The 14729-nt window shown below is 44.8% G+C and carries 13 protein-coding genes and 1 tRNA gene; 6 read left to right on the forward strand and 8 right to left on the reverse strand.

The features are described from left to right. Positions 1-17: 17 nt before the first annotated feature. From U1F02_RS07860 to flgA, 7 genes are all read right to left on the reverse strand, one after another. Complete coding sequence (locus tag U1F02_RS07860; protein WP_409989816.1) at positions 18-3113, reverse strand: error-prone DNA polymerase; 3096 nt, start codon at positions 3111-3113, stop codon at positions 18-20. 14 nt (positions 3114-3127) lie between these two features. Further along, positions 3128-4648, reverse strand: coding sequence for a Y-family DNA polymerase (locus U1F02_RS07865; RefSeq protein WP_409989817.1), 1521 nt, complete (start codon positions 4646-4648; stop codon positions 3128-3130). Beyond that, positions 4645-5388 (reverse strand): translesion DNA synthesis-associated protein ImuA, encoded by a 744-nt coding sequence (gene imuA / locus U1F02_RS07870; protein WP_409989818.1) that lies wholly within the window; start codon positions 5386-5388, stop codon positions 4645-4647. Before imuA ends, U1F02_RS07865 begins: the two co-directional genes overlap by 4 nt. 184 nt (positions 5389-5572) lie before the next feature. Beyond that, positions 5573-5649, reverse strand: a tRNA-Arg gene (locus U1F02_RS07875). A 131-nt stretch (positions 5650-5780) separates the two neighbouring features. Further along, positions 5781-6257, reverse strand: a complete 477-nt coding sequence (locus U1F02_RS07880; protein ID WP_409989819.1) for a flagella synthesis protein FlgN — start codon at positions 6255-6257, stop codon at positions 5781-5783. Between the two features lie 78 nt (positions 6258-6335). Continuing rightward, the gene (gene flgM, locus U1F02_RS07885; RefSeq protein WP_409989820.1) at positions 6336-6650 is read right to left on the reverse strand and encodes a flagellar biosynthesis anti-sigma factor FlgM; all 315 of its coding nucleotides are present in this window, start codon (positions 6648-6650) and stop codon (positions 6336-6338) included. Positions 6651-6834: 184 nt separating this feature from the next. Continuing rightward, entirely contained in the window at positions 6835-7479 is a 645-nt protein-coding gene (flgA, locus tag U1F02_RS07890) for a flagellar basal body P-ring formation chaperone FlgA (protein WP_409989821.1), read from the reverse strand. Positions 7480-7836: 357 nt separating this feature from the next. On the opposite strand from flgA, the gene U1F02_RS07895 reads away from it, so the two are divergent. Continuing rightward, a complete protein-coding gene (locus U1F02_RS07895; protein WP_409989822.1) occupies positions 7837-8790 on the forward strand; it encodes a chemotaxis protein CheV in 954 nt (317 codons plus the stop codon). Positions 8791-8836: 46 nt separating this feature from the next. Further along, on the forward strand, positions 8837-9718 hold the full coding sequence (locus U1F02_RS07900) for a CheR family methyltransferase (RefSeq protein WP_409989823.1): 882 nt from the start codon (positions 8837-8839) through the stop codon (positions 9716-9718). Positions 9719-9774: 56 nt separating this feature from the next. Here the strand turns inward: U1F02_RS07900 and U1F02_RS07905 are convergent, their stop codons facing one another. Beyond that, on the reverse strand, positions 9775-10167 hold the full coding sequence (locus U1F02_RS07905) for a VOC family protein (protein WP_409989824.1): 393 nt from the start codon (positions 10165-10167) through the stop codon (positions 9775-9777). A 328-nt stretch (positions 10168-10495) separates the two neighbouring features. Between U1F02_RS07905 and flgB the strand changes: the two genes are divergently transcribed. The 4 genes from flgB (at position 10496) to U1F02_RS07925 (ending at position 14714) form a co-directional block, all read left to right on the forward strand. Beyond that, entirely contained in the window at positions 10496-10897 is a 402-nt protein-coding gene (gene flgB / locus U1F02_RS07910) for a flagellar basal body rod protein FlgB (RefSeq protein ID WP_409989825.1), read from the forward strand. A 61-nt stretch (positions 10898-10958) separates the two neighbouring features. Then, positions 10959-11405 (forward strand): flagellar basal body rod protein FlgC, encoded by a 447-nt coding sequence (gene flgC / locus U1F02_RS07915; protein ID WP_409989826.1) that lies wholly within the window; start codon positions 10959-10961, stop codon positions 11403-11405. A 71-nt stretch (positions 11406-11476) separates the two neighbouring features. Continuing rightward, on the forward strand, positions 11477-12196 hold the full coding sequence (locus U1F02_RS07920) for a flagellar hook assembly protein FlgD (RefSeq protein ID WP_409989827.1): 720 nt from the start codon (positions 11477-11479) through the stop codon (positions 12194-12196). Between the two features lie 91 nt (positions 12197-12287). Next, a complete protein-coding gene (locus U1F02_RS07925) occupies positions 12288-14714 on the forward strand; it encodes a flagellar hook-basal body complex protein (protein WP_409989828.1) in 2427 nt (808 codons plus the stop codon). The last annotated feature ends 15 nt before the right edge of the window (positions 14715-14729 follow it).

The raw sequence follows: 14729 nt of genomic DNA on the forward strand, positions 1-14729 counted from the left end.
ACAAGCCTCGTCACTCCTTAATGAAAATCGCGCGATTTTAATGAAAAGCTTTCCAGCCGTGCGGAATAATCGTGAAGTTGGCCTGCAATAACATGCACAACAGGGAAGGAAACATTGTCCGTATTAATTTCCACTGTGCCTTTTACTAGCAATAATCTGGATGTGAGTAAGGGCTGCCGAAACGTCTCTTGGGTACCTTTCCACACGATTACATTGATATTTCCTGTTTCATCTTCCAAGGTTAAGAATAAAGTGCCGCTTGCTGTATCTGGGCGTTGACGACCTGTAACAAGCCCGGCGACCCGTACAAATCCACCATGACGTAAATTTTTTAAATCGCAGTATCGAGTGCATTTATTGAAAGGATATTCGTTTCGCAATAAGGCCATTGGGTGGGGGCGTAAACTGAAACCGGTTGTGGCGTAGTCTGTAAGAATGTCTTGCTCTAAACTGGGGGCAGGTGTTAATAGATCGTCTTGATGATTTGATTCGGCATCTTCAAGTAATGCAGAAAAAGGTTCAATCGCCGCTGCCTCCCAGCGTGATTGATGTCGATTACCACTCAAAGAACCTAGCGCATCTGCAGATGCAAGATATTGCAAATCAACAGCAGTTAATTGTGTTCTACGCGATAAGTCTTTTAATGATGTAAAAGGTTCGCTGTTTCGCCAGTGTTCAATCATCTGTGCCTTATTGCTGTCCAGAGATTTTATTTCACAAAATCCCAAACGCACTCCCCAAATTGATTTTACGTTTTCCAGCTTGTGCTCATAACAGCTGATATTGATATTTATAGGCAAAATAGGAATTTTGTGGCGGCGAGCATCCTGAATTAATTGTGATGGTGAATAAAAACCCATAGGCTGGCTGTTTAATAGTGCGCAATAAAATGCCGCAGGATGATGGCATTTAATCCAGGCAGAAGCGTAAGCCAGTAATGCAAAGCTTGCTGAATGGCTCTCAGGAAATCCGTATCCTCCAAAACCTTTTATTTGTTCAAATAAGCGTTGTGCAAAATCTAATTCGTAATCATTTGCCAACATACCTTCAATAAAATTATTTTCAAACTTCATGAGTGTGCCGGTTTTTCCCCAGCTTGCCATTGCGCGTCGTAATTGGTCTGCTTTACCACCACTAAAACCTGCGGCAACCATGGCAATACGAATAACTTGTTCCTGAAAAATCGGAATGCCATAAGTGGACTCTAAAATGCTTTTGAGTTCTTCTTTGGGGTAGGTGGTTTCTTCTAATTTATTTCGCCTGCGCAAATAAGGATGAACCATTCCTCCTTGAATGGGGCCAGGGCGAACAATCGCAATTTGAATCACCAAATCATAAAAAGTACGCGGTTGTAAGCGCGGCAACATAGCCATTTGCGCGCGCGACTCCACTTGGAATGTACCCACGCTATCGCCATCGCATAGCATTTGATAAGTGGCAGTGTCTTCAGGTGGAATATCTTGAATGGAATCAATTCTGTTGTCATAGCTATTAATATAGTCGAGGCTTTTGCGTAATACTGTAAGCATGCCTAAAGCAAGTACATCCACTTTTAATAAACGCATTGCTTCCAAATCTTCCTTATCCCACTGGATAAGTGTGCGGTCTGGCATGGATGCATTTTCAATAGGAACCAGATCGCTAATTTTGGTTTCCGAAATAACAAATCCACCCACGTGCTGCGATAGATGGCGAGGAAATCCGCGAATTTGGTCTACTAAAATAAAAAAATGTTGCAATAATTTATGGTGTATATTTAGGCCAGAAGTTGCGATTCGCTTTGATAGATCTTCTTTGCGATCCCACCATGCCATTGATTTTGCTAAGTGATCGACTAATGATTGCTCCATTCCCAAGGCTTTGCCTACATCCCGAACAGCACTGCGCGAACGATAGGTAATAACAGTAGCTGCAATAGCGGCGCGTTCACGGCCATATTTTTGGTAAATGTATTGAATCACTTCTTCGCGACGTGAATGTTCAAAATCAACGTCTATGTCAGGCGGCTCATCGCGTTCTTTTGAAATAAAGCGTTCAAAAAGTACATTAATTTGGCCTGGGGCAATTTCAGTAATAAACAAACAATAGCAGACAACAGAATTAGCGGCAGAACCACGCCCCTGACATAAAATTCCTTGTGCGCGAGCATAATTAACAATGTCGTGAACGGTTAAGAAGTAGTATTCATATTTTACTTCTTCAATAAGGTCTAATTCTTTATTGAGAATTGCCTGATGCTCTGCTGATATTCCCTTCGGCCATCTTTTTCTTTTTCCTTCATCAACAAGATTGCGCAAATGCATAATAGGCGTTAATTTTTCTGGAACTAATTCTTTAGGGTATTGATAGCGTAACTCTGTCATTGAAAATTGACATAAATCCGCAATCACACAGGTTTGTTCCAGCAGTCTTTCAGGGTAAAGTTTTTTTAATTGATCCAATGATTTGAGATAGGCTTCACTGTTAATTTCCAGCTTGGTTCCCATTTCGGTGACGGATGTATTGTGGCGAATAGCCGTCACCAAATCTTGTAGTGGTTTGCGCTTTTTTTCATGCATAAGTGCTGAGCCGCATGCCACCAAAGGAATATTTTTTTGTGTACTTAAACTAATCCAGCGCGCAAATTCCGCTTGCTCGCCACCTTGAAGTTGGTGGTTTATGCCAATCCATAAGCGCTCTTTAAATGCATTGTAAAGCTGGTTAATGATGGCTTCTGGTTCAATAATATCTTCTGCTAGTTGTCCAATCCAAATAATCAGGCAATGCTGTAAACGAAAACGCAAATCATCAAAATGTGCTTCGTACTCTCCTTTGTTGGCACGACGGCGAGCCAGGGTAATAAAACCCGATAATTCGGCATAGGCAATACGGTTGGGTGCTATAGCAATTAATTGCATGCCATTCGTTAATGTGAAACGGCTACCTACGATTAGCTTAAAATTTAATTCTTCAGCGGCAACAAAGGCTTTAACGATGCCTGCTAAAGAACATTCATCGGTTATAGCGAGGGCATCATATTCCAATTCAGCAGCGCGATAGATATATTCCGGCGGATGAGATGCACCTGTCAAAAAAGTAAAATTAGTGGTTGTGTTTAAATGAGCGTAACGCATGATGCACCTGATTCTTATGCAAAAATTCCGTGCACGTGCCATGTCTTTTGGTGTAAATCAAAAAAAATCCACAGTCTTAGGTAATCATGCCGCTGCGCGACAAAATAATCTCGTGCAGTAGGTTTTTCCCACCAATTCGCATTAATACGTTCCGGGCCAGATAAGAGTGTTAATTTTCCACGCCAATACAAACTTTGTTTGCGTTCTTCAATAAAAATTGGTGGTGATAATAACCAAGCGGGGCGAGGCGATTTTTTATGTACGGTGGGCAATCGTTGATTAGGCACTTCATTGATTGCGATTTTTGAATGGGTTTCTTCAGGTAATAAGGCATCCTGATAACTTAGCTTATAAATAGCCTTTTCGCCCAAGCGGGCTTTGAGTTTCGCCATAGTAATAGTGAAGTTTCGCGTGGTTCCGCGAGCTTTTTTTTGGCTAAAGGAAAGCAGTTGGTTTCTATTTTGAATGGCTTGGGTGTTGGTACATGAGAGTGTGAGCGAATCGACTTCAAAAGGTAATTCTCTGTTATCCAGTTGAATGAGTGTTAAGTCATAGAGGAGCTGCCAATGGCTTTCGGGTGTGTCGCTATGAACATTAATGCTGAATTTATTGCGATAAATGTCGGATAAAGTCCATTCAATATGCTGGCATTCGAGCTGGTGCTTCCGTAAATAGTTGCTCAAGTTTTGCAACAAGGATTCAACAGGATAATAAAGCTGATCATTTTGAGTGATTGGGTAATCAAACTGAATTTTCTCGCTGAAAAACTCTGCTGGTTTGTAATTGGGTAAAGGTTTAGTGAACAAGGAAACTTGTTGAAGGTTCTGTTCAACACCAAATAAATCGCAAAGGTATTCTGAAAATTTTTCACCGAACCGCTTTTTAATGCTGGTGATTTTCTGTGAATCAATTTGCTTGGCAATATCGCCAAGAGTTTTGAAACCTGTTTTCTGCAATGCGTCTATTGTTGAAGGGAAATCGTGCAGTAGGTGAATCGGCAACAATTTTAGCTGTTCTATAAATCCATCTTTGTTTTGATTGCCAATAATGTTTTGCTCGCTGAAGGATAACAACCAAGCCGCTTTTGAGGTGTGAGCAAAACCATATTCAAACGAATGTCCCATATCGTTTAGGTTTTTAAAAATGGCTGTTACCAGATTTGGCATACCCTCAAACAAAAGTAAACAGCTAGAAATTTCAAGCAACAAACCCGAATAAGGTTGGTATTCGCATTCATAGGTTTCTAGATAAGGTGTGAATTGATAAAGCTGCGCAGATAATTCATTTAAGACTTTTTTTTCTGCTATGCGATCGCGCGTATAGGATTCACAATTGCTGAGCAGTTGCGCCGTTGTCACATCCGTTCCCACCATCACACCGGCTTTTTGTGCTGTGCTATTAAGATAAATGACCCGCTGCTTATCCGTTACAACAAGAGGCTTTTGCTCGTCATCATCTATATTTAAAGCCGCAAGCGTTAGCTTTTGTAAGCGCAGTGCTAGCCACAGACGTGAATGTTTTTGTGCGGAATTCATTTATTGCTCCGCTTCAGTAAAAACACATTTGATTTTTTCGGCGCAACGGCGGGTTGATCCAATAATGGATGCGGCAAAAACCTTTGTAATGTGTGAGGTAAAGGTAAACCAATAGGTGAGCTAGACTGCTGTAGAACACCTTTTTGTTTGAAAATATTGAGTTGAATTTGAGTTTGGGTTAGCTGTGCCTGTACGCGCAAACTGGCGGGTGAGCTTTGTTGCTGGGCACTTTCCGGCCGAAACATCACGCACAAGCCAGGGCCATCATTAGCGGCCAAAAGGCATTTACGTAATTCGGTATAACTCAAATGTTGCTGTTGTTGCCAAGCGAATAGCGCTTCGCATGCTTGGGTGCGAGCAAGTTCAGAAAAGCTCGCAAGAAAGTCAGCTTTATTTGTGGGTCGAACAACAATAATTCGCTCCAGGTCAATGCCCGCCTGAATAAACGCCTGGCAAAACGGCTCGCCCGGGGGATTCAGTAAAAGGATATAACCTTCAATAACTTTTAGTGAAGGCAAAAATAATAGCCATTCAAACTGCTGCAAACCCTTCTGGCATATTTCGATGAGCGTGGATCGCGGCCAGCCTCCATTCAAAAGCGCACCATTGAGTTCGGCAAAACCTGTATCCAGCATTATTTGAGGGGCAGGCCGGTAGGAATCGCCGCGCCAAATATCGCTGCGATTGAGCAGTTGCTCCAAGCTGAGCTCTGATGTGGGTGGAATTTCGATTGCCATCATAAATGCCAATATACTGGTTTTATATACAGTATAATGCAGGAGGCCTAAAAGGCGACAACAAATGCTTAGAATTTTTGAGGATTGAAAATAAAGTATGGTCTTACTTATCTAAATAAGTAAAAGAAGAATGACTAGTTCAGGCGGGACTTTATATTTTGATACTAACTTATTGAATTAATTAAGATGGCGTCCCCGGCAGGATTCTAACCTGCGACCTTGCGCTTAGGAGGCACACGCTCTATACAGCTGAGCTACGAGGACAAAAGAGAGCGTTAAGAGAATAGTAGGCGAGAGCCTAACTTAACGTGCGGGGCATTGTAGGGATTTTTGGGGGATAAACCAAGGTTCAACAGAAAGCTTTACTATCAACAAGATAGCAAAGCTTTTGACAGTTAAGCCTTAGCTACAGTGTGGCTGGTGCCGTAGTTAGTAGTGGCGCCTTTTTGGGTGTAAAGCGAAGGAGCTGCAACTTGGCCGCGAATAAGATTGAGTAAGTGCGACAAGGTTTGTTTTGAGCGGTTAATCATTTTTCCGTTAACTTCATTAGCGGCTTGGCACTCAGCGAACTCAGCAGTCAGGCTTTCCCAGGCGGGGATCAAGCTAATCGTTAAAGCGTCACGCTCTAAAAACATTTTCCAACCCGCTAAATCGGTGGTTAAACCGGTGCTTCTTAAAAGTTGTTCACGTTGGCGTGCGGTGTAGGAAAGGTTACCGAGAAGGTGATCTTTTTGACTGACAATTTCTTGCATGCCATCCAATTGGCGCTGCTCAAGAAGCTCGCGCTCCTTCATCAATAGGCCTTTTAATTCTTGGATAGCACTGGTGTCTTGAGCGAGCATGTCGCGCAAAAATTGAATATTAAGAGACATAGCAACCTCACTGGTTTAGTGAGCCCAGCCATGTTGGGGGATGGCCGAGCAAGGTGTAAAAGCGCTGGGAGTAAGTTGTTAGCCCAAAAGTTCGTCCTGATTAAGCATGTTTTCAGCGATGCGTTCAGGGTTAATCTCAAAGCGACCTTCGGCGATGGCTTGCTTGATGGCGGCTACGCGATCAAGGTCAACATCAGGTAGGTTGCTGATTTTGGTTTGTAGGCGCACAAGGTTTTGTGCCTCTGAACTCAGTACTACATTGTCTTTAGTGCTGGGCTCAGGCTTGGCGGCTGGTGCAGCCACTGCTTTTGGGCTGGAGGGTGCCACAGGGGCCGAACTTCGGCTGCGGTTGGCACCGCCAGATGAATTGATGTTGTTTGTATCTATAACCATGATGTCGTTCCCCAACGATTGCTATGTGTTCAAAGAGACTGATGATCTGCGATCAGAGTTTCCCTAGAAGGGTTGTCGGCCAGTTGTCTTGGAACTTTAGCAATATTTTTGGTTTTTTTACGATTTAACTTCATTGTCTTCATGCGTTTAGGCCTATTTGACCCTTTGGCATCAAGCCCCACGCTTACATAATGCTTTGAACTTTGCCTGCTGCCACAACTCTGGCATTCACAACCCGCGACGATTGGTTGTTTTTAACTCGAATCTGTTGTCCAACACGACCATCAGTTATGGCTGTTCCGTTGGTTTTCACGCTAATCTCGCCTGCGGCGGCTTCCACTGTGACGGCATCGCCACGCTTAATAACCATTGGCGCATCAAGGGCGGAATTACGGAAAGCTTCGCCCTTATTTACCGTAAACTTAATTTCCTTACCCACGATAGCTTCAGGAGTAAGTGCGAAACCCAAGCGATATTCGCTAACGTCTTTCACATCCTGCGCCAAATCGGCCTCGGTTACTACGTCGCCACGCTGCAAGGTGCGGCTGGCAACTGCCACCGAGCGGTAAACTTTTGCCTGAGCCGGGACCAAAATCGTCCAGGACGTACCGCCTTTACAGGCCACTTGAACATTTAAGTTTCCACCGCTGTTGAGCGGGTCTTTCAGGTTTAAAGCTAACTTTTGGTCGCAGCGCGCCAAACGCAATCGTTGATCCAAATTGCCAACTTTAACTTCCACTTTCACTGCTTGGGTTTTGGTGTACTCATCCGTCAAAAATTGGGCAACCTGGCCTTGTATCTGGCTAATATTCTCAATGGATGCTTGCATTTGAGCGTGGGAGTTAGCGGTTGACCCAGCACAAACCAAGAGAATTCCCACCCTATAAAACCTGCTAATGCCTTGTTTAGTTAGGGCACCAACGAATTTCAAAAAGAAAATTCTATAAAAACTACGAAATCTCATAATTTGTCCTATCCTCATAAGGCGGACGCTGCTTTAAACGAGTTTCGTCTGCAATCGACCTAAAGAGTGACGGCTTTCAGCCGAAAAAGCTTACTAAGCATGACAAAAGCAAAGACTATGCCGTTTTCTCGAATAATGAAAAAGACAGCATCAGTATAAAAATTCAGGCAAGTTGCAAAATAAGTGCAGCTTGAACGTAAATTCTGCAAGAAGAGGTGTGGCATGGCCGGAGTAATGGATAGCGTCAACCAACGTACGCAATTGGTTGGGCAAAACCGTTTGGAGCTATTGTTATTTCGACTGGGCAGCGAGCAGCTGTACGGTATTAACGTATTTAAAGTGAAAGAGGTTTTGCAGTGCCCGCCTTTAAATGCGCTTCCTGGCCGTAACTCTGTGGTACGCGGTGTGGCTCACATCCGTGGCGGCACCATTCCAATTATGGATATGAACCTCGCTATTGGCCGCCGTGAGTTGCCCGACATTGATAACTGCTTTGTCATCATCACTGAATACAACCGTACCGCTCAGGGCTTTTTGGTTCGCTCGGTCGAGCGCATCGTCAATATGAACTGGGGTGACATTCACCCGCCACCAAAGGGTGCGGGGAAAGAACACTACTTGACGGCGGTGACACAGGTTGAAGGTCACTTAGTTGAAATTATTGACGTTGAGAAGATCCTGGCTGAAGTATCGCCCATGAAAGAAGAAGTTTCGGCGGGCGTTATTGAGGATGGTATTGCCGATAAAGTTGTTCAAAAACATGTGCTTATCGTCGACGACTCAACTATTGCGCGCAAACAAATTCAGCGTGTGGTTGAGGGCATGGGTATCCGTACCACCATTAAGAAAGACGGTGCGGAAGCGCTGCAATACCTCAAAGATATTCTGGCAGCAGGCAAAGACCCTTACGCTGAGTTGGTAATGATTATTTGTGACATCGAAATGCCGGAAATGGATGGCTATACATTCACGGCTGAAGTGCGCAATCACCCAGATTTAAAGAATCTCCATATAGTGCTGCATACATCCTTGAGCGGTGTATTTAATGAGGCAATGGTGCGTAAAGTAGGCGCCGATGACTTTCTGGCGAAGTTCCATCCCGACGAATTGGCGCGCCGCGTAAATGATCGTGTGCTTGCGATTACGGGCGAAAGTTTGTTGCCCGACCAAGAGTAATAGAGCCCAGCTCACTTAACGCGATGTAGTACTTCTAAGGGCATTTATGATTAATAAAGATTCCAACGATGTATTTGCCAAGCTTGCAACGCAGGGCAACGTTGACCAAGCTGAATTTGATCAGTTTCGACAGTTTTTAGAGGATGCGTGTGGTATTTCGCTGGGTGATAACAAGCAATACCTTGTGACTAACCGTATGCGCCGCTTAATGGACGACCACAAAATTGCCAATTTTGGCGAGCTGGTTCGTAATTTAAGGCATGGCCTGAATCGCAAGCTAAAAGAGCAAGTGATTGATGCCATGACTACCAACGAAACCTTTTGGTTTCGCGATATTTACCCCTACGATCACCTCAAAAATAGCCTTTTTCCACAACTCATGGGGCCAGCCAATAAAATGATTGGACCCATACGCATTTGGTCTGCGGCCTGTTCCTCTGGGCAGGAGCCTTATTCCATCAGCATGATGGTCGAAGAGTTCAAGCTCAAGAACATGGGCACCTTGCCGCGCCAAGTACAAATTGTTGCTACCGATTTATCCACCACTGTGCTCGAGCAAGCGCGTTCAGGCGAGTACGACAAATTGTCGGTGATGCGCGGCTTGTCGAATGATCGTCTGGATCGCTTTTTTGACAAAACCCCGCAAGGCAACTGGAAAGTAAAATCTGTTCTTCGTGACCGAATAGATTTTCGGCCCATCAATTTGATGGATTCCTACGCGGCTTTAGGCAAGTTCGACATAGTTTTTTGCCGTAATGTGCTTATCTATTTCAATGCCGATTTAAAGCGTCAAATTCTGCAAAAGATACATGCGTCTTTAAAACCGCAAGGCATTCTTTATTTGGGCTCTTCAGAAGGGTTGGCTGGCGCCGCCGATTTGTTTGAGATGGTGCGCTGCGATCCAGGCATTTTGTACAAAGCTATTTAATCCGCTCAAAACTATTTATCTCGTATTGGGAGCTGCGGCATAAGCAGCTCTCGTTTTTAATCCGCAACCTCATAAATTTCTAGCGGCAACCCATCCGGGTCTGCAAAGAACGTAAATTTCCTTCCTGTGTATTCATCTACCCGAATGGGTTCGACATTCACGCCTTTATGCTCCAAGTCCTGTTTCTGCTTTTCCACATCTGCAACTGCAAATGCTAAATGGCGCAACCCGCAGGCTTCCGGGCGGGATGGACGGGAAGGTGGGTTTGGAAATGAAAAAAGCTCCAGTTGGCTGCCATCTGGCACTGCTAAGTCCAGCTTATAAGATTGGCGCTCAGCGCGATAAGCCTCGGCGATCACCTTAAGTCCAAGAGTTTGGGTGTAGAAGTGTTTTGATCGTTCGTAGTCTGAACAAATAATCGCAACATGGTGTATGGCTAAAAGCGACATAGTGAGTTTCTCTGTGGATGGATTTTTAGTGGCGATATCTGGGCGCTGGCGAAGTGTCACTTTGCCATAAAGTGTTATTCAAAAGGGAAGAGATTGGGGCAAATCCATAGCGGAAAAGCCTTGCCGCTTTTGATTTGCCGCTGGAGAACTTGCCGTTTTTTCAGGTGATCTTATTTCAAAAAAATCAATAAAAACAATGAGATAAAAATTTTTAAGCCATTGGCATAGGCGTTGCAATCTAATTTGTAACAAAGGTACATCGGCAATCACCGAGAACCAAATTGCTTACCTGATTGCTTAACCAGATCGCTTAGAGAGAAACGCTGCCATGTCAATTTCATTCGAATCAGCCTTGGGAATTCACGAAAGCGCACTGCGCTTGCGCGGCCAGCGCGCAGGTATTTTGGCGAACAACCTGGCTAACATCGATACCCCAAACTTCAAGGCGCGCGATCTCGACTTCAAAGCATTACTTAATCAACAAACCGCTGGTAGTAACCATTTCGCCGCGCAAATGACCAATGAGCGTCATATGTCTGCCGACACTATGTTTGGTGAAGATCCTGATTTGTTATATCGCACACCACAACAGCCTTCTATCGATGGAAACACGGTGGAAGATCAAATTGAACATGCGGAATACATGAAAAACAGTTTGGCGTTTCAGGCGAGCTTTCAATTTTTAAACAGTAAATTTCAAGGTTTAAAAACGGCCATACGTGGCGACTAAACCTAGCGACTAAGTATTGCGGAATTCACTGGAAAAACATTTTTTAACGCGAGAAAACATCATGGCACTGGGAACAATTTTTGACATCGCTGGCACAGGTATGAACGCACAAAGTTTGCGTTTGAATACAACCGCAAGCAACTTGGCTAACGCGCAATCGGCCAGCTCCAGTGTCGATCAAGTTTATCGCAGCCGCCAACCTGTGTTTGCTGCTATGCACAAGCAAGCCATGCAACAAGCATTGAGTGGAGATAAAGCCGCCAACGAAGATGATGCCAATGCCGGTGTGCAAGTGTTAGGAATTGTTGAGAGCGATGCGCCTTTACAACGCCGCTATGAGCCAACACATCCCAAAGCTGATAAAGATGGTTACGTGTATTACCCAAACGTAAATGTGGTGGAAGAAATGACCAATATGATTTCTGCGTCGCGTTCATTTCAAATGAACGTCGAGGTGATGAATTCTGCCAAGCAAATGGTGCAACGCGTTTTGACATTGGGTCAGTAATCTAGACTCGGCGAGTAATAAAGTTCGGCGATGAAAGTGTAATAACAGGTTAGTGGATTAGGGTGAATTAAATGAGTGATGTATCAAGTACTAAATCGCCTTCAGATGTTCTTACTGGTTATGGTATCGACAAGAATAAAGCGGCAACGCCTGCTAAAAAAACCAATGACCTTGGTCAGGATGCATTTTTGCAGTTGATGATCACACAAATGAAAAACCAGGATCCACTTGCACCTCAAAGCAACTCTGAATTCGTTGCGCAATTAGCACAGTTCAGTTCAGTTCAAGGCTTGGAAAAATTGAATACCAATTTCAATAGCTTCAGCAGCAGCTTCCAATCTAATCAGGCATTACAAGCCTCCTCACTTGTAGGTCGTTCGGTGAGCGTAGAAGGTAAAGAAAGTACGCTGGCGCAGGGTGGAATTATTTCGGGAACAATTACTGTTCCAGCATCGACATCCGAATTAAAAGTTAACGTATACGATTCAAAAGGCGTATTAGCAGCGCAAATTCCAGTCGGTTCCGCTGAAAAAGGCGATATGAATTTCCGCTTTGATGGTGAGAGCATGGAAGTGAATGGTCAGCTTCTTGATTGGACATCGAAAACACCTTTATCACCCGGCGCCTATAAATTTGAAGTGCTTGCAACGCAAGATGGAAAAACCCAGCAGTTGGCAACCAGTATGAGCGCCAACGTTAACAGCGTAACGGTTGGAACCGACGGAAAATTAGTGCTTAACCTTGCCGGTTATGGCGCCGTGGATATTAACAAGGTTAAACAATTTAACTAAGGGTTGATGTCACAACTCTTTAACGACGAAAAAATTTTTAATGACTAGCCGCTATGCATTAGCACTAGCAACTCAACACTAGGAGCACGTCATGTCATTTAACACAGGTCTCAGTGGTATTCGCGCAGCAAACACAGATTTAAGTGTGACCGGCAATAACATTGCAAATGCCGGCACCATCGGTTTTAAAAGTTCGCGCGCTGAATTTGGCGATGTGTACACCAGTTCTTTGTTGGGTGGCGGTTCTACGGTGCCGGGTAGCGGTGTTACTACCTTAACCTTGCGTCAGGCGTTTGGCCAAGGCAACTTAAAGTTCACGCAAAATGCAATGGATTTATCGGTAAACGGCGCAGGTTTTTTTGTGTTGGATGGTAAAGACGGGCAATTATTTAGCCGTGCAGGTGCGTTTGGTTTGGATAAAGATGGCAACATTGTTAATAGCACCGGCGCAAGCCTGCAAGGTTTTGCCGCTGATGCAAACGGCAATGTGGGTGGAATCCTCACTAAATTGAAAGTGGATGTGAATACACAAGCTCCACGTCAAACCACAGGTGTTAAAGCTGCTTACAACTTGAACGCAAATGAAAAAGTGTTGAAAACAACGGGCAATAGTTTTGTTAGTGATGGTTCCGCAGTGGGTGTAGCAAAAACAGGTTTAAAAGCGGCTACTACACAAACTTATACATTGACGCCCCCTCTGCCTGCAACAGCAGGTGTACTGACTACTCCCTTGAATTTTAATACTGTTGGTGGCAATCCAACGTCTTTTCGTTTAACACTAACTCCACCAGCCCCGGGTGTGGCTAGCAGTGTAGACATTAACTTGAATGCGGGTACAGCCACTAAATTGCAGGAGGTGGCAAACCTAATTAACAGCGCCAACTTTGCTTCTGCAACACCTGTGAACTTTACTGCTGTTGTGAATGGCAGCAATATTGAATTCAGAGACGCAACCAAAGGTGTGGCCTCCACTATTACCGTAGGGCCTATTCCTCCTGCTGTGGCCATGGCAGCCACTGCAAGCGCCTTGACGGCAGGCCTGGCAGGTATGGTTCAAACCACCGCCGGTGTCCCCCAGGTGACTAACGGTTATTTACCGCAAACACTGGTCATTCAGGGGCCAACAGGTGCAAGTGTGAATTTTGTGAGTGATGCTGGCGCCACGGCAGCCGCTACGGCATCCAAATTAAACGGCCTTGCAGGTATTAGCGCTACAGCTACTACTAAAGCCACCATTCAAGCGGCAGGCTTTGACAACACCAATGGCAACCTCATTCTTAACGGCGTGCGTTTAACAGCCTTAACCACATCAGCCTTGGCAACTCAAATCAACGCGTTGACTTCGTCTACCTTGCCGGGCGTCACAGCGGCTGTTGTTAATGCCGCAGGTGATTTGGAAATTGAATCCAAAGTAGGGAGCGATTTAAGCTTTTCGTTCAGCGACAAAAATGCTGCGGGCGCAACAATTGCCCCGGCTGTGCCAGGCGTATACGGCTCGGTGACCATAAGCGGAAGTGGTGGTACTCCTCAGCCTCCACTTACTGACGCCGTAAATGCAGTTGTTGTTGGTGGCAGCTTGAAGATTGTAATGGAATCAGGCTACTCCATTAAAAGCGCTACTCCCGTAGTAGGTAATTTGTTCTCACCATTATCACCAACTAGTTTTACCCCTGTATTGATTAACGCTTTTGATCCGGCTGACCCAAAATCCTATAACCATGCGACCTCGTCCACTGTTTACGATAGCTTGGGAAATTCCCATATCATGCGTTCCTACTTTGTTAAAGAAAAGCCAGATGCCACTGCCGCTAACCATTGGAAAATGTTTGTACAGATTGACGGCCAAAACGTAGGTGACCCAGATCCAAGTCTACCGTCTCCCGACAACACTAAACCTACTATGGCGTCTTATGATTTGTATTTCTCAGCCGACGGTACATTAAATACTGCCTTGACTGATACATTGCTTATTTCCAACTGGACACCCATAGGGGCAGACGGTAACCCTGTTGGTGCATTGCCTCCTTTGAATGTACTTCAGGGGGGGACCACACCGGTTGCTGAACCGCCATCAAGTTCCAACTTTGTCATTGATCTGGCGGGTTCTACCCAGTTCGGCTCCTCCTTCTCGGTCGAAAACCTCGATCAAAATGGTTACACAACGGGACGTTTGGCCGGTTTGGATGTAGATAGCAAAGGTATTCTCTTTGCCCGCTTTACCAACGGTGAAGCGCAAACTCTGGGGCAGGTAGCCCTCGCAAACTTTAATAACGTAGAAGGCCTGAAACCCGTTGGTAACTCCATGTGGGCGCAAACCTTTGAAACCGGCGAGGCGATCATAGGTGCACCCGGTTCATCATCCTTAGGGAATATAACCTCAGGTGCCTTGGAAGAATCTAACGTAGATTTGTCGGAGGAGTTGGTAAACCTGATTATTGCCCAGCGTAACTATCAGGCCAACGCCAAAACCATCGAGACAGCTAACGCTACGACTCAGACGATTATTAACTTGAGATAATAAATTGCACCCCCT

This window comes from Cellvibrio sp., from assembly GCF_046347455.1.
Lineage (GTDB): Bacteria > Pseudomonadota > Gammaproteobacteria > Pseudomonadales > Cellvibrionaceae > Cellvibrio.